The organism is Vibrio sp. 1562, assembly GCF_033340155.1.
GTDB lineage: Bacteria > Pseudomonadota > Gammaproteobacteria > Enterobacterales > Vibrionaceae > Vibrio > Vibrio alginolyticus.
The window spans coordinates 142,603-165,375 of the sequence record NZ_JAWOVY010000005.1; the positions used below are offsets into that span (position 1 = coordinate 142,603).

Sequence of the window (22,773 nt, forward strand, 5' to 3'; positions counted from 1 at the left end):
CAAAGTGAACTAACCGTTCGGATATTTCTTTTTGGCAGACATGTTTCAAGAGGAGTTATTGGATGAAAAAACCACTGCTTGCGCTCACCGTTCTATCTCTGAGTTTGGGGTCGATTATTGCCCCAGTTCAAGCCACTGCCGCATTACCTTTGAATGTGGATGGCCAACAGTTACCTAGCTTGGCACCAATGCTTGAGAAGGTGACCCCAGCTGTTGTGAGTATTGCTGTAGAAGGTAAACAAGTACAAACCAGTCGCATTCCCGAGCAATTTCAATTTTTCTTTGGCCCAGACTTTCCTATGGAACAAAGGCGAGAGCGCCCGTTCAGAGGTTTAGGGTCTGGTGTCATTATTGATGCGAAGAAAGGCCATATTGTCACTAACTACCATGTGATCAAGGGCGCAGATGAGATTCGAGTTCGCCTCTTTGACGGGCGCGAGTATGACGCTACTCTCGTTGGCGGTGATGAAATGGCCGATGTTGCGTTACTTAAATTAGAGAAAGCGAAAAACTTAACGCAGATTAAAGTCGCGGATTCCGACAAACTGCGTGTCGGTGACTTTACGGTTGCGATTGGTAACCCATTTGGACTCGGTCAAACTGTGACTTCGGGTATTGTTTCAGCCCTTGGTCGTAGCGGCTTAAACGTTGAAAACTTCGAAAACTTCATCCAAACCGATGCCGCAATTAACAGCGGTAACTCTGGTGGTGCATTGGTCAACCTTAATGGTGAGCTGATCGGTATTAATACTGCAATTTTAGGCCCTAACGGCGGTAACGTAGGTATTGGTTTTGCGATTCCATCAAACATGATGAAAAACCTCACTGATCAAATTCTAGAGTTTGGTGAAGTCAAACGCGGCATGTTGGGTGTGCAAGGTGGCGAAGTAACCTCTGAGCTAGCTGATGCATTGGGTTACGAGTCAAGTAAAGGTGCCTTTATTGGTCAAGTCGTACCGGACAGCGCAGCCGATAAAGCAGGATTAAAAGCCGGTGACGTAATTGTATCGGTGAACGGCAAAGCGATTAATACTTTCTCAGAGCTCCGCGCAAAAGTGGCAACACTGGGCGCAGGTAAAGAAATCACATTAGGTGTGGTTCGAGATGGTAAGAATAAAACCTTTGATGTAACGCTTGGCGAATCTACGAATATGAAAGCTAAAGCGGAGACATTACATGAGGGACTCAAAGGGGCGGAATTAAGCAATACAACACCAAGTGATGTAATCCAAGGTGTTAAAGTATCGAGCGTTGCAGATAACTCTCCAGCGGCTCAATATCAATTACAACAAGGTGACATTATTATCGGTGTGAACCGTCAACGAGTGAAAAACCTTGCCGAGCTTCGTACAATCGTAGAGAAACACAAAGGTGTACTGGCTCTTAATATTCAACGTGGTGAACGTACTATTTATCTTGTCATTCGTTAACCACTTTCAAAGTGATAGAAAATAAGGTTTTCGATGCATAATGCTGAGTGATAAGGCTCGATCACTTTTCCTTATCGCTCAATAACTAATGAAAAGGGCAGCGCGATGACGTGCTGCCCTTTTGTTATTTTTCAATGTAATGCTATTCTTCATCTTCGATGCCATTTTGGCGCTCACGCATGGAGAGGATATGCTCAGCTTTTTATTACGTTCTGTCTTTTTAGGCTTGGCTACTGCCGCAGTGGTATTACTGGCGGTTCCATCTTTGCGCAACAACGTAATTCCTGCCGCGCTTGATCCTCAACCTGTTAATATCGCATCAGTCGAGTTGACGTTTAATCAAGCGGTCCGAAGAGCAGCGCCTGCAGTGGTAAACATCTACAGTCGTAAGTATGTTGAGAATGATCGCAGTAAACTCTCGACTCAAGGCCTGGGGTCAGGTGTCATTGTTAGTGAGAAAGGCTACATCATTACTAACTATCATGTGGTTGCTCAAGCTGATCAAATTGTTGTGGCATTACAAGACGGCAGAGCCGCAGCGGCTCAGCTCGTAGGGACAGATAAACGTACTGATATAGCCGTGCTGCGTGTCGAAGGTTCGAATTTGCCCGTAATCCCTCTGAACTCTAATTACAAACCACAAGTGGGCGATGTAGTACTAGCCATCGGTAACCCATACAACCTTGGACAAACCACAACGTTCGGCATTATTTCTGCCACAGGTCGTTCATCTATTAGCGATGGTCGTCAAGCATTCATTCAAACCGATGCCGCCATCAATGAAGGTAACTCTGGTGGAGCCCTAGTGAACACACAAGGCGAGCTCGTCGGCATTAACACCGCCTCTTTTCAGCAAGCGACAGACTTAGAAACTTACGGTATTTCTTTTGCGATCCCTGCGCCGCTAGCCAGTAAGATCATGCAGAAAATCATCGCTGATGGCCGCGTGATTCGTGGTTATATTGGAATCGACGGCCAAGACATTAATGCGGTCACTGCTCGCCTACTTGGAAATGAACACATAGGTGGTATTGTCGTACTTGGTATTGATCCAAATGGCCCAGCCAATGCGGCTGGCTTTCAAAAACAAGATATCATTATCAGTATTGATGGCAATAAGGTTCAGGGGCGTCAGAGCGTTATGGATATCGTCACCGATTTACGTCCTGGCACCACCGTGGACGTCGGTATCATTCGCAAAGGAAAAGAGATGACCTTGAAAGTCACCATTGCTGAAGACAAGCAAGAAGCATAAAAAATCCCAGCCATTGGCTGGGATTTTTATTTGTGCGTTACTCGCTATCGCTCGGTGTTTCCGTCGTATCGGAATCATCCAGCTCAACTTCAATGCGAGTGACTCGCTGCAAACCTCTCGGTAATAACCCACCTCGGCGACCACGTTCGCCACGGAAGTTATCAAGGTCAGACGGTTTAAGACCCAACTTTCGCTTACCCGCGTACAGCGTTAACGATGCACCTTTTGGTAAAGACATTAAGTGAGATAGTACTTCTTCTCGCTCTTTTGCTTTAGCAGCAGGAATGTTGATGATCTTATTCCCTTTACCTTTCGCCAGTTGTGGCAAGTCTTTGATTGGGAACAGCAGCATGCGACCTTGGTTAGTGATTGCTAAGATTTCATCAGAGTCTAAATCTTCAATCTCTTTTGGCGTCATGATCTCAGAGTTGGCAGGTAAAGTGACGAGCGCTTTACCACTGCGGTTTTTAGACAGCAAGTCCGCGCCTTTACATACAAAGCCGTAACCTGCATCTGAACCCACCAGCCACAGCTGATCTTCTTCACTCATGATGACTTGGCGAATACTGCTACCAGCCGTAATATTCAAGCGACCGGTAATCGGCTCACCTTGACTACGAGCAGAAGGCAGTGAGTGCGATTCCAGAGAGTAACTTCGACCGTCACTACCTAGGAATACCGCAGGCTGATTACTCTTACCTCGAGCATGCGCTAAATACTTATCACCCGACTTATAGTTTAAGCCTTCGGCATCCACGTCATGGCCTTTCGCGTGACGAATCCAACCTTTCTCAGAAAGCACAACCGTGATTGGCTCACTTGGTACGAGGTCACGTTCAGTCAGCGCTTTTGCTTCTGCACGCTCAACCATTGGAGAGCGACGGTCATCACCGTATTTCTCTGCGTCTGCTTTGATTTCTTTTTTCAGTAGTGTGTTCAGACGACGCTCAGAACCGAGTAGCTGTTCTAGCTTCTCACGCTCTTTCTCTAGCTCGTCTTGCTCACCACGGATCTTCATCTCTTCTAGTTTTGCTAGATGACGAAGTTTGGTATCTAAAATTGCATCCGCTTGGATATCGGTAATACCAAAGCGTTCCATCAGCACAGCTTTTGGATCGTCTTCAGTACGGATGATCTCAATCACTTCATCTAGGTTGAGGTAAGCAACCAACAAACCTTCCAAGATGTGTAGACGAGCCATTACTTTGTCTAGGCGGTGTTGTAGACGACGACGCACAGTCGTACGACGGAACTCGATCCACTCAGATAGAATTTGCACCAGACCTTTAACTTGAGGACGGTTATCCAAACCAATCATGTTCAAGTTAACGCGGTAACTGCGCTCAAGATCCGTTGATGCGAACAAGTGGTTCATCAACAAGTCACAATCGACACGGTTTGACTTAGGCACCACAACGATACGCGTTGGGTTCTCGTGATCCGATTCGTCACGAAGATCGTCAACCATTGGCAGCTTCTTCGCACGCATCTGGTTAGCGATTTGCTCAAGCAGTTTGGCACCCGATACTTGGTGAGGCAAAGAAGTGATAACAATATCAGAACCTTCTTTATGCCAAACCGCGCGCATTTTGATGCTGCCACGACCGTTGCGGTAAATCTTCTCGATATCCGCTTGCGGCGAGATAATTTCTGCTTCTGTTGGGTAATCTGGACCTTTGACATACTGCATCACGTCCGGCAGTTCTGCTTTCGGGTTGTCGATCAAATGAATAGTCGCATCTGCGATTTCACGAACGTTGTGCGGTGGGATGTCTGTTGCCATACCAACGGCAATGCCGGTTACACCGTTAAGCAGGATATGAGGCAGACGTGCTGGCAACATTTGTGGCTCTTTCATTGTGCCATCAAAGTTAGGTTGCCATTCAACCGTGCCCTGACCAAGTTCGCCAAGCAATACTTCAGCAAACTTAGACAGTTTTGCTTCGGTATAACGCATTGCCGCAAATGATTTCGGATCATCTGGCGCACCCCAGTTACCTTGACCATCCACTAATGGATAGCGGTAAGAGAATGGCTGAGCCATCAATACCATCGCTTCGTAACACGCTGAATCACCGTGCGGATGGTATTTACCTAGCACGTCACCAACGGTACGTGCAGATTTTTTGTATTTTGCTGATGCAGAGAGACCAAGCTCTGACATCGCATAAATGATGCGTCGTTGAACCGGCTTTAAGCCATCACCAATGTATGGCAAGGCGCGGTCCATGATTACGTACATCGAGTAGTTCAGATAAGCGTCTTCAGTGAACTTGCGCATTGGCAATTGTTCGACGCCATCGTAGGTAATTTCTGTAGACATCCGTTACACCTCTGCCAAGTCGCCGTTGTTTTGTAGCCAAGAACGACGGTCATCTGCACGCTTTTTACCTAGCAGCATGTCCATCATTTCCATGGTCGCCGTAGAGTCGTCAATGGTTAACTGCACTAAGCGACGCGTGTTCGGATCCATGGTGGTTTCACGCAACTGAAGTGGGTTCATCTCACCCAGACCTTTGAATCGTTGCACGTTGATTTTGGCTTTCTTCTTCGACAAGCGCTCTAAAATGCCATCTTTTTCATCATCATCGAGGGCGTAGAACACTTCTTTCCCGCAGTCGATTCGATACAGAGGCGGCATCGCCACATAGATATGACCCGCTTCCACTAGTGCGCGGAAGTGACGAGTAAATAGAGCACAAAGCAGCGTTGCGATGTGAAGACCATCCGAGTCCGCATCGGCAAGGATACAGATCTTACCGTAACGAAGACTCTCGAGGTTGTCGCTATCTGGGTCAATACCCAAAGCAACTGAGATATCGTGTACTTCTTGAGACGCAAGAACTTGATCGGCAGAGACTTCCCACGTGTTCAAGATCTTACCACGCAGTGGCATCACAGCTTGGAATTCACGGTCACGTGCCTGTTTTGCCGAGCCACCCGCAGAGTCACCCTCCACAAAGAAGATTTCCGTGCGACTTAAGTCCTGTGCAGAACAGTCGGTCAACTTACCTGGCAGTGCCGGGCCAGAAGCCACTTTCTTACGTACGACTTTTTTCGCCGCTCGCATACGACGATGCGCGTTAGCGATACAGACTTCTGCCAATTGCTCTGCGAGCTGAGGCTTTTCGTTCAACCAAAGACTGAACGCATCTTTTACAACGCCAGAGACAAATGCCGCGGTTTGACGAGAAGAGAGACGTTCCTTGGTCTGGCCTGCAAATTGTGGATCTTGAATTTTAACCGACAGCACGTAAGAACAGCGGTCGAAAACGTCATCACCCGTTAGCTTCACACCACGAGGTAATAGATTACGGAACTCACAGAATTCGCGCATCGCTTCCAACAAGCCTTGGCGTAAACCATTAACGTGCGTACCACCTTGAGCGGTTGGGATTAGGTTAACGTAGCTTTCGGTGATCATTTCACCGCCTTCTGGCTGCCAAATTACCGCCCAGTTTGCCGCTTCAGTATCCGCCAAGAACTCACCAGTAAATGGTTCTTCAGGAATAACTGGATAGCCTTTTACACCTTCCGCAAGATAGTCTTTAAGACCGTCTTCGTAGTACCACTTATAGTCTTTGCCATTAACTTTGTCGGTTAATGTGATTTCTAAGCCCGGACACAAAACCGCTTTTGCGCGCAGGTTGTTGACTAAGCGCGTCACAGAGAAGTTAGCCGAATCGAAGTACTTCGCATCAGGCCAGAAATGTACGCTGGTACCGCGATTGCGACGACCACATGTGCCAGTTACGGTCAGATCAGACACTTTCTCGCCGTGTTCAAATGCAATTTCATACACTTGACCATCACGACGAACTGTTACTTCAACGCGTTTTGACAACGCGTTTACTACAGATATACCTACCCCGTGCAAACCACCAGAGAATTGGTAGTTTTTGTTAGAGAACTTACCACCCGCATGTAGCTTACATAGAATTAGCTCTACGCCTGATACTTTCTCTTCTGGGTGGATATCAACAGGCATGCCTCGACCATCATCGATCACTTCGAGTGATTGGTCAGCATGTAGGATGACTTGTACTTTTGAGGCATGTCCGGCTAGCGCTTCATCGACACTGTTGTCGATAACTTCTTGGCCCAAATGGTTTGGGCGCGCTGTATCCGTATACATCCCTGGTCGGCGACGTACTGGCTCTAAGCCATTCAGTACTTCAATGGCACCAGCATTATATTGTTCAGTCATAATACGGAATTATTCTCAAAGTTTACTTGTTGCCTGAGTATCACCAATGGGCGTACCCATACTCAGGAAACGAAAAAGCCACCCTGTTCACATCACTAAGAGTTTGTAAACATGATGCATAACAAAGTAGCCAGGGTCCTCGACCCTTAAGATCTTTTGGCAAAACATAGTCGGAAAGCATACCGCCCATGTCAAGAAACGGTTGGATATATCAATAAAAACTATGAGCCTTTTCCAATCGCTTTCGAATTACAGTTCTAGAAATTCGATAATCTGTGCAGGATAACGCTCAAAGCCTACAAAACTGTGATCACCGCCTTGTTCTACTGTTTGCTTAGCGTCTGCAAACTTATCTACCGCTTGTCGATAGTCTAAAACCTCATCTTCTGTTTGTTGCAATAACCAAAAAGAATGTGGCGACGCGATGCTTTGTACATCAAGAGCTTTTAACTCGTCAATATGACAAGCTTCAAGTGTATAGGTTTCATGCGTATATGGGTTAGTTTGCTTACCCAAATAATCTACTAGCAACTCATAAGGCTTGACTGCGGGGTTGACCACTACCGCTTTAAACCCAAACTTGTCATTTAGCCACGTTGACATAAAACCGCCTAATGAGCTGCCCACTAGACCAATTTTATAGTCGTCTTTATATTGCTCGATAATATCCAACAACATTTTCGCCGCTTGCTGAGGATAACAAGGTAACTGGGGAACAATCACCTTAATATCAGGCCTATGTTGCTCGCAGTAGGCTCTCATCACATTCGCTTTCATGGAGAGTGGAGAGCTATTAAAGCCATGGATATAGAGAAGAAGTGAAGGTTTACTCATAGATATCTCGCACAAAAAAGCGAGCCCGAACAGAGAGCTCGGGCGCGTTAGTAGCCGTTAGAAGAGAAGTCTGGTTGGAACTGGCCATCAGGAAGCCGACCTACTTGGGTCGTAATATCGCCACAAGCGTGTAGTTGCAGCTCCCGCCAACCAGGCGAAGTGGTATCAAGGGCAAAATCATCCGAGTTAGGCTTAAACTGAACACAAGTTGAGGGTGTTGCCATCACTCGAATACCCTTGTGAAGCACATTCATATCTTGATGAACATGGCCACAGAGAATGCCTTTCACGTTATCAAAACGCTCGACAACCTGCCAAAACGCTTCGGCATCTTTTAAAGTATGTTGATCAAGCCACGCGCTTCCCACCAGTAACGGGTGATGATGCAACAAAACAAGTGTGTGTCTTTCTGGGTGTTCGGCTAGCTTTTCTTCGAGTAGCGTTAATTGCTGATCACTCAAGCGCCCATGAGGAACGCCAACCACTTGCGAGTCTAAAAGAATTAACTGCCAATGCTCGCCAAGCAATACATGCTCTGCGGCTTTGATTTGTGGCGAAGGCAAAACACTGCCCATATTAGGCTTGTAATCATGATTACCAGGTAGCCAAAAACAGTCTTTCTCTAGCGGTTCAATGCCGTTGGCAAAGCGCTGATAAGATTCTGCACTATGGTCTTGGGAAATATCCCCGGTCGCCAAGATGTAATCAAACGCCACGTTGCGGCGTAAAACATCAGCAACAACAGCATTGAAGCTATCGACTGTTTTTACGCTTAGCAAACTTCCCTCATCGGCAGCAAACAGATGAGTATCCGTAATTTGTAAAAGTTTGATGCTGTCACTAGATGATTGCAAAATGAAAACCTGATTCGTCCACTATATCGTTATTTGTTATTTTCCTTTAGTGACGTGACGATCAATTGAAGGCAAGTGGTGTTCTACTGATACCACTTCGTAAACAAAACGTCAGCCATTCACCGAGGAATGTGTTTAATTGATGCTTTTCATCTTTCTGCATCAGTTGGTCATTGGGATAATCATACTTAGCTTTTATGCGAGAGAACTCTCCGCTTGAGCATACTTCGGCTACTCTCGCATCATGATAAAGCCTGACAGACATCGTCGGTAAAGGAAACACTGGCGTTTCATCACTCTGACATATCTCAACAACTGTGGTGTATTTTGTGATTTCATTCACGGTCAATTGGTAAACCATGTTCGCCGCTTGGTAGCAACGTACATCCCCAACTTCGGCAGAAGCAGGCAATAAGGCGTTCAACTTAGCGTAGTTGGTCTCATACGTTCTCATAAGACCAGCTAAATCAACATGATATTGTTGTTTTTCAGCCAATTGTGCCATTACTCACTCTCCACCGTTTGGGATTGTCCCCATTCTGACTTTAACTCTTGATGGTGTAATTGCAGCCATTGCAACGCAATAATCGACGCACCATTTTCAAATTTCCCGTCCTTCACCCATTGATACGCCGTTTCACGACTCATGACATGAACTCGGATATCTTCATTCTCATAGTCTAAACCATGAATGCCGTGCGCTTTAGACGCATCCACTTCACCAACAAAGACGTCTAGCTTTTCCGAGCAACCACCAGCCGAAGGATAATAAGAAGTGACAGGTATAACGCGCCCCACCTGAATCCCCGCTTCTTCGACAGCCTCTCGACGAATTACGGCTTCAGCTGATTCATCGCGGTCAATCATACCGGCGACAATTTCTAGCTGCCAAGGGTGTTCATGTTCCAACGCGCCAATACGAATCTGTTCAATGATTACGACCTGGTCCGTCTTTGGATCATAAGGAAGCATCGCTGCTGCGTGACCACGCTCGAACATTTCTCGTTCGACAACTCCACTCCAACCACCAGCAAATAGCCTATGCTGAAAGCGGTATTTCACCATTTTGAAAAAACCTTCAAATAAGGTTTCTTTCGAGATGACTTTTACATCTCGCGAAGTAAAATCTTGTTGTTGTTTGTCACGCTGTTGCATTCAACACCTCTCTGAGTGAATCCTGTAGTTTACTCATTGTTATTCGCTTGCTCAAAGGACTTGGCTCAACTTTTTGTATAATAGTTACAAATTAATTTAAGTCTTCGCTAAAAATTTATTGCACAAGTGGATAATTACGTGTAAAAAAGTGCAAACTTTAGAGTAAATATCGTGCAAATTGAGTTAAACTACTGAGAATTAACCAATCTATGGACCGCGGGAATAGAAAATGAAAAAATTGCTTCCACTATTTATCAGTGCAGCGCTAGGTAGCATGAGTACGTCTGCGTTCGCAGACTCTTTGGCTGAAATCTACGACTTGGCAAAACAAAATGATCCACAATTGCTCAGTGTAGCAGCACAACGTGACCAAGCTTTCGAAGCAATCACCTCAAGCCGTAGTGCTCTATTACCACAGATCAACCTTACTGCGGGTTACAATTTAACTCGTGGTGATACTGAATACGATTCAAATCTAATTAGCGACGTATCAAACGATGGCAACGCGCTAACCGCTGGCGTTAGCTTTTCACAAGCACTTTACAACCGCGCATCTTGGATCTCTCTAGATACTGCTGAGAAAAGTGCTCGCCAAGCAGACGCAACTTACGCAGCGACGCAACAGGCACTGATTCTTCGCGTGTCACAAGCGTATTTTGAAGTTCTACGCGCACAAGATAATCTTGTTTTCGTACGTGCAGAAAAAGCCGCGGTTGGCCGTCAACTTGAGCAAACTAAACAGCGTTTTGAAGTAGGTTTGTCTGCAATCACTGACGTGCATGACGCACAAGCTCAGTACGACCAAGTGCTAGCGGACGAAGTGTTGGCAGAAAACGCGCTAACTAATAGCTACGAGTCACTGCGTGAAATTACAGGCCAAGAGCACAAAGATCTCAACATTTTGGACACTGGCCGCTTCACTGCTAGCCCATCGACCGTACCAGCTGAATCCCTCATTGATGAAGCAAAAACCAAAAACCTGACCTTGCTATCTTCACGTATTCTTCAAGACATTGCGCGTGACAATATTTCACTAGCAAGCTCTGGCCACCTACCAACGCTCTCTCTAGACGGTGGTTACAACTACGGTGATACTTCTCATAGCTCTCGTGACAACACGACAGACAACTTCAATATTGGTGTGAACCTTGCTGTACCGCTATACACAGGTGGTAACGTAACCTCTCAAACCAAACAAGCTGAATACGCGTACGTGGCAGCAAGCGAAGATCTTGAAGCACAGTACCGTAGCGTAGTCAAAGATGTTCGCGCACAAAACAACAACATTAACGCCTCTATCGGCGCATTACGTGCGTATGAGCAAGCGGTTATTTCTGCACGCTCTGCACTAGAAGCAACAGAAGCTGGCTTTGATGTAGGTACTCGTACTATCGTTGATGTACTGGACGCGACTCGTCGTCTATACGATGCGAACAAAAACCTATCGAACGCTCGTTACGACTACATTTTAAGTGTTCTTCAGCTACGCCAAGCAGTTGGTACGCTAAGCGAACAAGACATCTTGGACGTTGATGCAGGTTTGAAAGCGGCAAAATAACCGCGAACTGAATACTTCAGGTCTTAATAAATAAAAAACGCCAGTTGAGTTATCAGCTGGCGTTTTTTATTACTTGTAGTTCAGAGCTTAAAAGTGCCTCTGAACTACAAGTATCAAAAAGGCCGCACTTAGCGACCTTTATGAGCAAATAGCATTTCAATGCTAACAAACAGCAGCCTTAGCCCTTACCGCCTTTGATTGCATTAATGATTTCACTGGTCGAGCAGCCATCTTCAAAGTTCAATACACGAACTTCACCACCCGCCGCAATGACTTCTTTACCACCAGCAATCTCTTCTGGTTTGTAGTCACCACCTTTTACTAGCAAGCTTGGTAGAACTTCTGAGATCAAACGCTGCGGCGTATCTTCACTAAATGGTACAACCCAATCCACAGCGCCCAAACCTGCCAACACCGCCATGCGGCGATCGGTTGGGTTTACCGGACGACCAGGGCCTTTAAGGCGTTTTACTGACTCATCGGTATTTACCGCAACGATTAGGCGATCGCCCAGTTCAGCAGCATGGTTTAAGTAAGACACATGCCCAGCGTGCAGAATATCAAAGCAGCCATTTGTCATAACGACTTTCTCGCCACGAGCTCGTGCTTTTTTCACCGCTTCGATCAGTGCTTTTTCTGAAATCACACCGTAATCCGTGTCTTGGCTGCCATGTACCGCTTCTGCTAATTCAATCTCAGAAAGCGTTGACGTGCCTAGTTTACCAACTACAACACCTGCCGCTGCGTTTGCTAGTGCACACGCTTCTTCAAATGATTTGCCTGCGGCAACAGACGCTGCCAATACAGAGATAACCGTGTCGCCCGCACCTGTCACGTCGTACACTTCTTTCGCTTGAGTTGGAAGGTGGAACGGTTCCTGACCACGACGAATCAAGGTCATTCCGTTTTCGCTGCGTGTCACTAAAAGCGCTTCAAATTCAAACTCTTCAACCAAAGCCAGTGCTTTCTCTACTAGCTCTTGGTCAGATTTCACTTTACCTACAACGTCTTCGAACTCTTTCATGTTTGGCGTAAGAAGTGTTGCGCCACGGTAGCGTTCAAAATCCGCACCTTTCGGGTCAATGAAAACCGGAATATTTGCTGCGCGCGCTTTTTGAATGTATGCCTGAACATGCTCTAACGAGCCTTTTGCGTAGTCAGACATAATCACGGCTTTAACGTTTGGCAGTGCGACATCCATACGTGATAACACTGGCGCAGAATCTGTGTTTTCAAACTTGTCTTCGAAGTCGAGACGAATAAGCTGTTGTCCACGGCTCATTACGCGAAGCTTCGTAATCGTTGGGTAATCAGGCAGTGCAACGAAATCGCACTTCACATTGAGCGAGCTCAACGTCTCCGTCAGCACTTTTGCAGGCTCATCTTCCCCAGTAAGACCAACAATGTGAGCATGGCCACCTAGTGATGCGATGTTCATCGCAACGTTCGCAGCACCACCAGGACGCTCTTCATTGTTTTCTACTTTTACAACAGGAACCGGCGCTTCAGGAGAAATGCGCCCGGTTGGGCCATACCAGTAACGATCTAGCATGACATCACCGATGATGAGCACACCAGCGCTGTTGTAATCAGGTAGAATTGGTTTCATTGTTGGTCTCCAAAAATTAAATCGAAGTGAGTTTATCACAGCCCTTATCGAGGCTAAATATATGGTCTTAACTGAACCACTGATTCCAAGCCTGTTTTACCCACTCCCTTTCGGCAACAAACTTATCTTCCACCACATCAGCGTCTAAATTGAGTAGATTTCGGCGGTGTATTTCGTTGCGCATTGTCGTGTAGGCACGTATCAACTGCATTGCTTGGTCTTCGTCCATGACATTTTGCGCAATGAGCGTTTCAAAGATGCGCACATTATCACACCAACGCGTCAATTTCGGCTTATCGTGACTATAGTTGAGCACTAGGTACTGAGCGAGAAATTCGATATCGGTAATCCCACCCACATCTTGCTTGAGCATAAAGCGGCCTGGCTTTTTCCCCCCAAGATGACCGCGCATTTTTTCTCTCATTTCGACAACGTCTTTTTTCAGTTCAGCTTGATCGCGTGCTTTGCACAACACATCATCCCGCGTATTGTGAAATGCGTTCGCCAGTGGTTCATCACCATAAATCATGCGCGCGCGGACAAGTGCTTGATGCTCCCATGTCCACGCGTCTTGATGTTGATAGTCGTCGAACGCGTCCGTTGGGCTAACCAACAAACCCGATGCACCGGACGGACGCAATCGGGTATCGACCTCGTATAAAATACCGGAAGCGGTGCGAGTGGAGAAAATATGAATGATACGCTGTGCTAAACGAAGGTAGAACTGACGACCATCAATCTCTTTTTTGCCGTCAGTGTAGACATTGACTGGGCAGTCATGCATGAAGACAATATCCAAATCGGAGTTATAGCCGAGCTCCCACCCTCCGACTTTACCATAACCAATTACAGCAAAGCCTTTACCTTCACGATCTTTCACATGCGTTGGCTCGCCGTACTTTTCAGACACTTGCAACCAAGCCTGACTGATCACCGCATCCACGATAGCTTCCGCTAAATAAGTTAAATGGTCACTCACTTTCATCACTGGCAATGCGCCAGCAATATCTGCCGCTGCAATACGCAAAATACAAATTTGCTTAAACTGACGCAACGCTTCCATTTGCTGTTCCATATCATCTTCAGGAATACGCGCCAAATAATCACGCAGCTCTGTACGGTAACTGTCTAATGGAATGGGATTGTATAGCTGCGCAGGGTCGATCAACTCATCAAGCAAGATAGGATAACGAGACAGCTGCTCTGAAATCATTGGGCTTGCGGTACACAAACGTACGAGCTGCACCAGAGCCGCTGGATGCTCATCCAATAATTCCAAGTAAGTTGTGCGAGTGCAGATGTTGTGTAGCAAATGAAGTACACGAGATAAACCAAACTGTGCATCAGGATGGGCAAAGACCGCATGAAACACTTTCGGCATCAAACGGTTGAGCACTTCGCGTCCACGTGGGCCTAACGTTTTTTTGGCCAGATCGGTTTTAAAGTTGATGATGGTTTTCGCGCATGAAGCAAAGTCTTCAATCTGAATATCCTGCTGCAAGATATGCTCAAGAACATCTTGTTTGTCGGCCATATCCCATAGCTCATGAAAATGACGAGCAACAGTAGTCCCCTCGTCTTCTTCATCATCACCAATTAGTGATTCAAAAACTTGGTGAACATTTGCCATATGCTGCTGGGTTTGCTCAATTAATTGCTCCCAACAGCTCATTTTCATCGCAGTGGCGAGCTTTAAGCGTTCGGTTTCGCAATCAGGCAGCGTCTGGGTTTGCTTATCCGCCATTGCTTGCAACAAGTTTTCTAATTGACGCAAGTACTTGTATGCAGCTTCTAGATCGCTGACTTCTTTTGGAGTAAGCAATGCCAGTTCTTCAATGCCTTGCAGCGTTTCCAACAGCCCTCGATTACGCAAAGAAGGCTCTCGACCACCTCGAATCAATTGAAAAACTTGAGCGATAAATTCAATTTCTCGGATGCCACCCGCACCTAGCTTAATGTTGTTATTCAACCCTCGGCGGCGAACCTCGCTACTGATCATCGACTTCATTCGTCGCAAAGATTGAATCGCACTGAAATCAATATAACGACGAAAAACAAAAGGGCGCAGCATTTGGCGTAGCTCTTGATACTGCGGGTACATCTCACATCCCATCACCCGAGCTTTGATCATCGCGTAACGTTCCCAATCTCGCCCCTGCTCTTGGTAATAATCTTCAAGTGCGGCATAGCTCATTACCAAGGGGCCACTTTCTCCAAATGGGCGAAGTCGCATGTCGACGCGGTAGCAAAAACCATCGAAGGTTTGTTGGTCGAGCGCTTTGATGATGCGTTGACCAAGACGAGTAAAGAACTGGGCATTAGCAATGCTTCGGCGTGCGCCTTGGGTTTCGCCATTCTCTGGGTACGTGAAAATTAAATCAATATCGGAAGAAAAGTTTAGCTCGCCACCACCCAGTTTCCCCATACCGATAATTAACATCGGCTGCACTTCACCGTCCTCACTTGTTGGCGTGCCCCACTCCTGACAACACACTTGATATTGCCATTGATAGGTTTCAAAAATCATCGCTTCTGCCAACTCAGATAAGTGGCTTAAAGACGTCTCTAGCGACCATGCATGCGTGAAATCCTTCCACGCAATGTACACCATTTCTCGGTTGCGAAACTGACGCAACACGCGATGGCCAGACATCTCATCAGGACATTGTTCCAACAGTTCAGCAAGGCGTGAGCGGTAAGACTCCTGACGACTTGGCTGCGCTAACATACTTGGCAACTCACGGGCTAGGACTTCATCGCGATGAATGGCTTCAGTTATAAACTGGCTTAAGCCCGCCACATAACGAAATTGCTGCGCAACCTCATCGGGCCAAAGGGGAAAATAACCTGCGTCTTGGGCGTTTTGTACGGCAGATTCAGCGATAGAAATCAGTGGCGAAGGCAGCTGCATTTTTCTTCCTTGTTTGAAAAGCACGGTAACTCATTCTTTATACCAGACTGAAAGCAAATAAAAACGCCCACAAAAGGTTTGTGGGCGTTTTATCAAAAGTTCGGGATCGAATATTAAACTTGGAAAGATTTGATCTTCTTGTCTAGCTCACCTGCATTATTTTGCATCATTTCAGAGGTTTCTAGCAGCTCGGTAACAACAACAACTGAGGCTTCAACCAACTCACGTACATTGGTGAGGTTTTGGCTCATCTCTTCTGCAACACTGCTTTGCTGACCAGACGCCGTCGCGATCTGGAAGTTCATGTCATTGATTTGCGTCACTTGCCCAACAATACCATCGAGCTCAGATCCAGCATTAGAAACCAGCTCGTTTCCATCTGCCGCTTCTACAACGCTTTTTTCCATGAGTTCTACCGCAGATTCAGCACTGGTTTGCAGCTGTGCGATCATCTCTTGAATTTCTACCGTCGCTTGTTGTGTACGTTGGGCAAGGTTACGAACTTCATCTGCAACCACAGCAAAACCCCGCCCAGCCTCGCCAGCTCGCGCCGCTTCAATCGCCGCATTCAGTGCAAGCAGGTTGGTTTGTTCAGAAATGCCTTGAATCGTCCCTACAACGCTACCAATGGCTTCAACACGTTCTTCAACTTGGTTAACCGCTTGTGCCGATGAAGCGATATCCGACGAAAGTTCACTCATTTTCGCCATTGTACTTTGCAAGAACTGCTGACCAGAAATTGCTTGTGCGGAAGCTTGCTCTGTTAGAGAAGATGCCGTCTGGGCATGTTCCGCAACCGTTTGGACCGTCGACGACATTTCACTCATCGCCGTAGCAAGTTGATCAATTTCGTTAAACTCTTCTTGCGCCGATTCCTTCGTTTCCGACATGCTCAGCGTCATGACTTCGGTGAGCGTTGATAATTCATCAGACGCATTAATTTGCATTTGAATAACATCGTGCAATTGTCGACGTGTCTTTTCTAATTCACGTGCCACGTCTCCGTATTCATCTTTACAATCCATACCAAATGGAACAGAGAGGTTCTTGCTCGCCATCAGTTTGATCGCGTCGCTCAGATACTGTGTTTGACGCAACATCACTCTAGCCGCCGCTAATAAGAGCACGACAAAAACCACAATCAATAAGGCGGTTTGCCAAGCAACTTGCGTTAAATATGCTTCATAATGCTGTTGGGCAACTTGCGCGTTTTGTGTCGCCGCTAAAAGTGAGTCGTAAAAAGTGTTTGCGTCCCACAGTTGTTTTGCCACGATCAGGACAGTACTGAAGACCATCAACATGACCATTTTAGGCACCAGTCGAATGTCGGATATGACCCTTTCCCATGGCTTAAATGCCAGCTTTTCCATTGTCAGTTCTCCACCGAGTCTTATATAGTCTTTATCTATAATCTTTATATTACTTATAGTTATGTTCGCGCTTTGCGTGGTTACGCGATTTATTTTGAGCTTCGTATGAAAAACAATGATATCAAAGACAGCACACGACCGATGGGCCTGTTGTCACTAATATTGTCTTTTATGGCACTATTTGTGATCTCTGGCTTGTTGTTTTTCCCGATCGATCACGAAACCCGTCAAGTTCTTATCGGTCTGGATTTCATAATCTGTAGTATTTTTCTACTACAGCTCACCATTGATTTGATCCGGTCCACAGATCGCTGGTTATTCCTTAAACGTCATTGGATAGATTTCGTGGCGAGCATCCCATTGATAGAGCCCCTGCGCTTTGCTCGTATTTTTCATATTATGCGAGTGGTATTAGTACTGCGTTCGTCAAAGTTCATTTTGCATCAGCTCAAAGAAAACCGCCGCGAAACTACGGTCGCCTCTATACTGCTATTGATGGTTATCCTCATAACGCTCGGTTCTAGTGCAATGCTGTTTATCGAAGCGAAAAACCCAGAAGCGAATATTCGCACTGGCGCCGATGCTTTGTGGTGGGTATTTGTAACGATCTCAACGGTTGGTTACGGCGATCATTATCCTGTGACCTCCATAGGAAAGTTTTTGGCTGTCATCATCATTGTTTGCGGGGTGGGTATCTTTGGTATGATCTCGGGTCTTATCACCTCTATCCTTACTGCTCCAACGAAACAACAGACGCACAGTTCAATCAATAAAGAACGTATGCTCGAGCAGCTCCTAACCCAACAAGCGCAAATACTAGAACGACTCGATTTCATGGAAAAAGAGCTACAACAACGTAAAACAGAGACAAAAAAATAGGACCATGCGGTCCTATTTTTTTGTCGTTACCACCAGAACGATCATTCACGCCAATAAGGCTGTACTTCCACACTGATCGCTCGGGTTTGATCCATTGCATGCAAAATTGAGCGCTCTTGACGGTGCAACCAGCGTTCTAACTGCTCTTTTTCTGCGTCTTCCAGCATATCAACCAACGGGAGCAAGTGGTTCAGCATTAGCAGATCATCGATACCATGCACCAGATCCGCCCATGGTAAACGGAAGCTGTTACGCTCATCCGAGTTATACAAACTCGCGAAACCAATACCAGTATAGAGGTTACGCAATAAGCGATAACGCTGATCAACGTACTCTTGCGCCGTCAAATCGCGCTCTGCTGGGAAAGCTTCCATTAGCTCAGCCCAAGTGCGATCGAGCTGAGTAACTGAAAACGGCATGATATTACTTGCCATTTTTTCACGTGCTTTTTCATCAAGAAATGGCTGCCAACCGCGCGCTAAGATCCAGCGGCTTAGATCCAGCAGTAACCCTGTGTAACGCGCGGAATTGAGCAACCCTAGCACTTCTTCACGGCTTGGCAACTCTTGTAACTGCTGAGTCAACTCAGATACTAAGAACTTACGTGCATCCAACTTGCGCAGCACATTGCCTTTGTCATCTAAAAGCTCTTCAAGGTGTGCATGCTCATCCAACCAACTCAATTCTTCTTCCAACCATTTAAGCTCTTGGCGCAGAATCGCGCTCGCGCGACGAGGGACAATCCCGCCAAAAATGGTCAATGTTTGACGAATGAAACGAATGGCATTACTGATTTCACGCAGTGCTTCCACGCTGTCACGCTCAGCATAAATTTGCTCGTGATAATGCCAATGAGACAAAGCGTGCTCTAAAGAGTTGATCAAGCAAAATTCAACGGTATCCGTCGGACTACTGTCCACAAGTGCCAATGATTTTACTTCATCACCCGCATAACCGCTTGCAAGTCGATAACCTTTCGCCGCTTTGCTCAAGTTACCCAAGCGCATACCACCTTGCTCGCAAAAGCTGCGTGCCAGTGTGAATAAAGCTTCGGTTTGGCCAGACTTAAGTTCCAGTTCAACTTCGCAAATTGGCTCTTGCTTCTCTTCTTCGTCTTCACCTTTGGCTACAACTAAGCCTTGGTCAAAAGCAACTTCAATCTGACTGCCATCGGGCATGCCAATCAGCCATTGTTCACGTGTGAAGTTGGTCGAGAATAATGGCATAAGCTCGGATTGCAGCGTTTCTGCATCTTTACCTGGAGGCCAAATATCTAGAGGATGAAGCGACAGATTAGGCTCGTCGCTAGTGTGCTCAGCATTGTATTCTGGTCTTTGATGTAAGCCTGCGACGACGCGTCCTGCTGTCTTTACGGTTTGGACGAATACATCATCAAAACGGCGAATTCTTAAACCAATGTCGTGCTTTCGAAGCCATTTATCGGCAGTATCAAAATAGGTGTTACTCAAGTCACGACAACTATGCTGAAGTACTTTTGTCTCAGAAATTTTTTCTTTTAAAGTTTCTGAAAATTCAGGAGAAACAAAAAACTTCAGTTCTATTTCGGTTTCCATAGCTATACCTTTCAAAGCAGATAGAAACAGGATATTGCGTAATTTCTCACACGGCAAGAGAGAAATATCGTCGGAATGATGATCTAAAACAGTTTTAATGAGCGATTTAATGCGTTACCATGCGCGCCTTTATAGCCATCGTTCAACATTTCGCCAAGCACTCAGAAATGGTGTATGTTTTTTTAAGGTTATAGTTATTAGGTTGAATGACCATGCCAGTAAATACAATTATGGGGTTATTTGCAAAGTCCCCAATTAAGCCTTTGCAACGCCACGTTGTGTGTGTCAACGAATGTTGTTCACACTTGGTGAAATTCTTTGAAGTATCTTCAAAGGGTGATTGGGAAAAAGCAGCAGAAATCCGTGCACAAATTTCTCACCTAGAGAAAGAAGCGGATGTGCTGAAACGTGAAATCCGTCTAAAACTGCCTCGCGGTTTGTTCATGCCAGTCGACCGTACTGACATGCTTGAGCTTTTGACTCAACAGGACAAACTTGCAAACCTGGCAAAAGACATTGCTGGCCGTGTATATGGTCGTCAACTTGTCATCCCTGAGGCTCTCCAACCAAACTTCCTCGCTTACGTTCAACGTTGTCTTGATGCTGCCGATCAGGCGCAAAAGGTAATCAATGAACTTGATGAATTGCTAGAAACCGGCTTCAAAGGCCGTGAAGTGACGCTCGTCGCTGAAATGATTCATCAATTAGACGTTATCGAAGATGATACCGATGCCATGCAGATTGAACTTCGCCAACAGTTGATGGTGATTGAAGCTGACATGAACCCTATCGATGTCATGTTCCTATACAAGATTCTTGAATGGGTAGGTGGTATTGCCGACCAAGCGCAGCGCGTAGGTGCTCGTTTGGAAGTCATGCTATCTCGATCTTAAAACATAAAGTTAACGACATAACGAAGAGCATAATTAACACGTGTCATAGGGACGATGACTATTTTCATCGTCTTATGGTTTGGCGCGCGTAAAATTTTGTTCCGCTTGTTATAAAACAACTAGGTATTACGATGGATATCCTTGCGAACTACGGCACTGTCCTGATTATTGTTGCAGCGATTTTTGGTTTCATGATGGCGATTGGTATTGGCGCGAACGACGTTGCTAATGCGATGGGTACATCTGTAGGTTCAAAAGCGCTAACTGTAAAACAAGCTATCATCATTGCGATGATCTTCGAATTTGCAGGTGCTTACCTTGCAGGCGGTGAAGTAACCGACACTATCCGTAAAGGTGTAATCGAAACTTCTTTATTTGCTAGTCAACCAGATGTTCTTGTCTACGGCATGATGTCTGCGCTTTTAGCAGCAGGTACATGGCTGCTTCTTGCTTCTTACATGGGCTGGCCAGTATCAACGACTCACTCAATCATCGGTGCAATCATTGGTTTTGCATGCGTATCAGTAGGTACTGAAGCGGTTGACTGGGGCAGCGTTCAAGGCATTGTTGGTAGCTGGATTATTACGCCAGTGATTTCAGGTTTCTTTGCTTACGTTATCTTTGTCAGCGCACAGCGCCTGATTTTTGATACTGAGAACCCTCTGTTTAACGCGAAACGTTTTGTACCTGTTTACATGTTCATCACAACAATGGTGATTGCACTTGTAACCATCAAAAAAGGTCTAAAACACGTTGGTCTTCACCTGACCAATGGTGAAGCCTGGATGTGGGCAGCAGCAGTTTCAGCACTTGTGATGATTGGCGGCTACGTATACATCCAGAAAAAATTCGCTAATCGCGAAGAAGACCGCAGCTTTTCTGGCGTGGAAGGTATCTTCAGCGTTCTGATGGTTATCACCGCTTGTGCGATGGCATTTGCACACGGTTCAAACGACGTTGCAAACGCCATTGGTCCACTGTCTGCTGTCGTATCGACTGTTGAACACATGGGCGAAATCAGCACGAAAAGCACCATCGCTTGGTGGATTCTACCTCTTGGCGGTATTGGTATCGTGGTCGGTCTTGCAACACTGGGTCACAAAGTAATGGCAACCGTTGGTACTGGCATCACTGAGCTAACGCCTAGCCGCGGTTTTGCAGCACAGCTAGCAACAGCATGTACGGTAGTTCTAGCGTCTGGTACAGGCCTGCCAATTTCAACCACTCAAACATTGGTTGGTGCGGTTCTCGGTGTTGGCTTTGCTCGTGGTATCGCAGCACTGAACCTAGGCGTAGTTCGTAACATCGTGGCATCATGGATCGTTACACTACCAGCGGGTGCGTTATTGGCCGTAGTATTCTTCTACGGACTTCAAGCGATGTTCGCTTAAGACACTCGTCAATAGAATGTAAGCGCTTTGTCATTATTGACTCAAACGCACAGAAAGGGAGGCTTTGCCTCCCTTCTTTGTTGCACCGAGGTTTGAAACTGCATACTATTCGTCTATTTCCGGCTCCAATCATTCGGTGCCAACGCTGTCTCCAAGAAAAATCGTTAAGGGATTTACTGTGAAAAAACTAATCATCACGGTTTTGTTTACTTTGCTAGCAGCGCCAGCGGCCCTAGCAGCAGACCGTTATATTTCTGATGACCTCTTCACTTTTATGCACTCAGGTCCAAATAACACCTACCGTATTATTGGTAGTGTTAACGCCGGTTCTAAAGTACAACTGATTAAAACCAACCGAGATACTGGCTATACGCAAGTTCGTGATGACCGTGGTCGCACTGGTTGGGTACAAAGCAAGTTTGTGACAAACCAAGAGAGCATGGCAATTCGCCTTCCTCGCATTGAGAAAGAGCTAGCCGAAGTAAAAGAGCAGCTTGCTAATGCTCGTCAAACTTCTGATGCAGAGAAAGCCGGTCTTGTTACCTCTCTCGAAACACGTAACCAACAAATTTCAGATCTAGAAAATAAATACTCTGAGATCAGCGATCAGCTTACTTCTGTTGAAACAGAAAACCGCGAGCTACGCGCAAAACTGGATACACAAAAAGATGACATGCTGCTTAAGTACTTCACTTATGGCGGCGGTGTTGCAGGTTTAGGTTTACTATTTGGTTTGATTCTTCCGCATGTCATGCCTCGTAGAAAGCGCTCTCCTGCGGGTTGGGCATAAACCCTTACGCTTTTATCTTTAAAAAGAACGCAAAAGCCAGTCGATATTGACTGGCTTTTTAAT

The 22,773-nt window shown here is 46.1% G+C and carries 17 protein-coding genes; 7 read left to right on the forward strand and 10 right to left on the reverse strand.

The features are described from left to right. The first annotated feature begins 62 nt into the window (after positions 1 to 62). Complete coding sequence (locus R7Z49_RS07280) at positions 63 to 1,430, forward strand: Do family serine endopeptidase (RefSeq protein WP_025768400.1); 1,368 nt, start codon at positions 63 to 65, stop codon at positions 1,428 to 1,430. Positions 1,431 to 1,620: 190 nt separating this feature from the next. Continuing rightward, complete coding sequence (gene degS / locus R7Z49_RS07285; protein ID WP_017633606.1) at positions 1,621 to 2,685, forward strand: outer membrane-stress sensor serine endopeptidase DegS; 1,065 nt, start codon at positions 1,621 to 1,623, stop codon at positions 2,683 to 2,685. A 37-nt stretch (positions 2,686 to 2,722) separates the two neighbouring features. Here degS and parC read toward each other — a convergent pair whose 3' ends face one another. The 6 genes from parC to nudF all read right to left on the reverse strand — a co-directional run bounded on the left by parC (position 2,723) and on the right by nudF (position 9,735). Then, positions 2,723 to 5,008, reverse strand: a complete 2,286-nt coding sequence (gene parC / locus R7Z49_RS07290) for a DNA topoisomerase IV subunit A (protein WP_017633605.1) — start codon at positions 5,006 to 5,008, stop codon at positions 2,723 to 2,725. A 3-nt stretch (positions 5,009 to 5,011) separates the two neighbouring features. Then, positions 5,012 to 6,892: a DNA topoisomerase IV subunit B gene (gene parE, locus R7Z49_RS07295; protein WP_005387417.1), complete on the reverse strand. Its 1,881-nt coding sequence runs from the start codon at positions 6,890 to 6,892 to the stop codon at positions 5,012 to 5,014. A 249-nt stretch (positions 6,893 to 7,141) separates the two neighbouring features. Then, positions 7,142 to 7,726 carry an esterase YqiA gene (gene yqiA, locus R7Z49_RS07300; protein ID WP_017820245.1) on the reverse strand — a complete coding sequence of 195 codons (585 nt, stop codon included), beginning with the start codon at positions 7,724 to 7,726 and terminating at the stop codon, positions 7,142 to 7,144. Between the two features lie 47 nt (positions 7,727 to 7,773). Beyond that, positions 7,774 to 8,580, reverse strand: a complete 807-nt coding sequence (cpdA, locus tag R7Z49_RS07305; protein WP_005387419.1) for a 3',5'-cyclic-AMP phosphodiesterase — start codon at positions 8,578 to 8,580, stop codon at positions 7,774 to 7,776. Between the two features lie 61 nt (positions 8,581 to 8,641). After that, complete coding sequence (locus tag R7Z49_RS07310) at positions 8,642 to 9,085, reverse strand: DUF1249 family protein (protein ID WP_017633603.1); 444 nt, start codon at positions 9,083 to 9,085, stop codon at positions 8,642 to 8,644. Beyond that, a complete protein-coding gene (gene nudF / locus R7Z49_RS07315) occupies positions 9,085 to 9,735 on the reverse strand; it encodes an ADP-ribose diphosphatase (protein WP_025768397.1) in 651 nt (216 codons plus the stop codon). The genes R7Z49_RS07310 and nudF overlap by 1 nt, the downstream gene beginning before the upstream one ends. A 229-nt stretch (positions 9,736 to 9,964) precedes the next feature. Between nudF and tolC the strand changes: the two genes are divergently transcribed. Then, positions 9,965 to 11,293 carry an outer membrane channel protein TolC gene (gene tolC / locus R7Z49_RS07320; protein WP_005379884.1) on the forward strand — a complete coding sequence of 443 codons (1,329 nt, stop codon included), beginning with the start codon at positions 9,965 to 9,967 and terminating at the stop codon, positions 11,291 to 11,293. 178 nt (positions 11,294 to 11,471) lie between these two features. On the opposite strand, the gene hldE is transcribed toward tolC, so the two are convergent. The 3 genes from hldE to R7Z49_RS07335 all read right to left on the reverse strand — a co-directional run bounded on the left by hldE (position 11,472) and on the right by R7Z49_RS07335 (position 17,183). After that, positions 11,472 to 12,902: a bifunctional D-glycero-beta-D-manno-heptose-7-phosphate kinase/D-glycero-beta-D-manno-heptose 1-phosphate adenylyltransferase HldE gene (gene hldE, locus R7Z49_RS07325; protein WP_005379886.1), complete on the reverse strand. Its 1,431-nt coding sequence runs from the start codon at positions 12,900 to 12,902 to the stop codon at positions 11,472 to 11,474. 67 nt (positions 12,903 to 12,969) lie between these two features. Further along, positions 12,970 to 15,813, reverse strand: coding sequence for a bifunctional [glutamate--ammonia ligase]-adenylyl-L-tyrosine phosphorylase/[glutamate--ammonia-ligase] adenylyltransferase (glnE, locus tag R7Z49_RS07330; RefSeq protein WP_132936751.1), 2,844 nt, complete (start codon positions 15,811 to 15,813; stop codon positions 12,970 to 12,972). A gap of 113 nt (positions 15,814 to 15,926) precedes the next feature. After that, a complete protein-coding gene (locus R7Z49_RS07335; protein WP_005379890.1) occupies positions 15,927 to 17,183 on the reverse strand; it encodes a methyl-accepting chemotaxis protein in 1,257 nt (418 codons plus the stop codon). 105 nt (positions 17,184 to 17,288) lie between these two features. Between R7Z49_RS07335 and R7Z49_RS07340 the strand changes: the two genes are divergently transcribed. After that, a complete protein-coding gene (locus R7Z49_RS07340; protein WP_025768395.1) occupies positions 17,289 to 18,062 on the forward strand; it encodes a potassium channel family protein in 774 nt (257 codons plus the stop codon). Between the two features lie 41 nt (positions 18,063 to 18,103). On the opposite strand, the gene R7Z49_RS07345 is transcribed toward R7Z49_RS07340, so the two are convergent. Continuing rightward, the gene (locus R7Z49_RS07345; RefSeq protein ID WP_053306869.1) at positions 18,104 to 19,636 is read right to left on the reverse strand and encodes an inorganic triphosphatase; all 1,533 of its coding nucleotides are present in this window, start codon (positions 19,634 to 19,636) and stop codon (positions 18,104 to 18,106) included. A 212-nt stretch (positions 19,637 to 19,848) separates the two neighbouring features. On the opposite strand from R7Z49_RS07345, the gene R7Z49_RS07350 reads away from it, so the two are divergent. From R7Z49_RS07350 to R7Z49_RS07360, 3 genes are all read left to right on the forward strand, one after another. Then, entirely contained in the window at positions 19,849 to 20,529 is a 681-nt protein-coding gene (locus R7Z49_RS07350; protein ID WP_005379896.1) for a TIGR00153 family protein, read from the forward strand. A 131-nt stretch (positions 20,530 to 20,660) separates the two neighbouring features. Beyond that, entirely contained in the window at positions 20,661 to 21,920 is a 1,260-nt protein-coding gene (locus R7Z49_RS07355; RefSeq protein WP_005379898.1) for an inorganic phosphate transporter, read from the forward strand. 178 nt (positions 21,921 to 22,098) lie between these two features. After that, a complete protein-coding gene (locus tag R7Z49_RS07360) occupies positions 22,099 to 22,710 on the forward strand; it encodes a TIGR04211 family SH3 domain-containing protein (RefSeq protein WP_005379900.1) in 612 nt (203 codons plus the stop codon). Positions 22,711 to 22,773: the final 63 nt, after the last annotated feature.

Coding starts and splice junctions, on each gene's coding strand:
- R7Z49_RS07355 (WP_005379898.1), top strand. CDS start 20,661: ATGGATATCCTTGCGAACTACGGCACTGTCCTGATTATTGTTGCAGCG.
- hldE (WP_005379886.1), bottom strand. CDS start 12,902: ATGAAACCAATTCTACCTGATTACAACAGCGCTGGTGTGCTCATCATC.
- nudF (WP_025768397.1), bottom strand. CDS start 9,735: ATGCAACAGCGTGACAAACAACAACAAGATTTTACTTCGCGAGATGTA.
- R7Z49_RS07345 (WP_053306869.1), bottom strand. CDS start 19,636: ATGGAAACCGAAATAGAACTGAAGTTTTTTGTTTCTCCTGAATTTTCA.
- R7Z49_RS07310 (WP_017633603.1), bottom strand. CDS start 9,085: ATGGCACAATTGGCTGAAAAACAACAATATCATGTTGATTTAGCTGGT.
- R7Z49_RS07335 (WP_005379890.1), bottom strand. CDS start 17,183: ATGGAAAAGCTGGCATTTAAGCCATGGGAAAGGGTCATATCCGACATT.
- yqiA (WP_017820245.1), bottom strand. CDS start 7,726: ATGAGTAAACCTTCACTTCTTCTCTATATCCATGGCTTTAATAGCTCT.
- R7Z49_RS07280 (WP_025768400.1), top strand. CDS start 63: ATGAAAAAACCACTGCTTGCGCTCACCGTTCTATCTCTGAGTTTGGGG.
- parE (WP_005387417.1), bottom strand. CDS start 6,892: ATGACTGAACAATATAATGCTGGTGCCATTGAAGTACTGAATGGCTTA.
- parC (WP_017633605.1), bottom strand. CDS start 5,008: ATGTCTACAGAAATTACCTACGATGGCGTCGAACAATTGCCAATGCGC.
- degS (WP_017633606.1), top strand. CDS start 1,621: ATGCTCAGCTTTTTATTACGTTCTGTCTTTTTAGGCTTGGCTACTGCC.
- R7Z49_RS07340 (WP_025768395.1), top strand. CDS start 17,289: ATGAAAAACAATGATATCAAAGACAGCACACGACCGATGGGCCTGTTG.
- glnE (WP_132936751.1), bottom strand. CDS start 15,813: ATGCAGCTGCCTTCGCCACTGATTTCTATCGCTGAATCTGCCGTACAA.
- R7Z49_RS07350 (WP_005379896.1), top strand. CDS start 19,849: ATGCCAGTAAATACAATTATGGGGTTATTTGCAAAGTCCCCAATTAAG.
- tolC (WP_005379884.1), top strand. CDS start 9,965: ATGAAAAAATTGCTTCCACTATTTATCAGTGCAGCGCTAGGTAGCATG.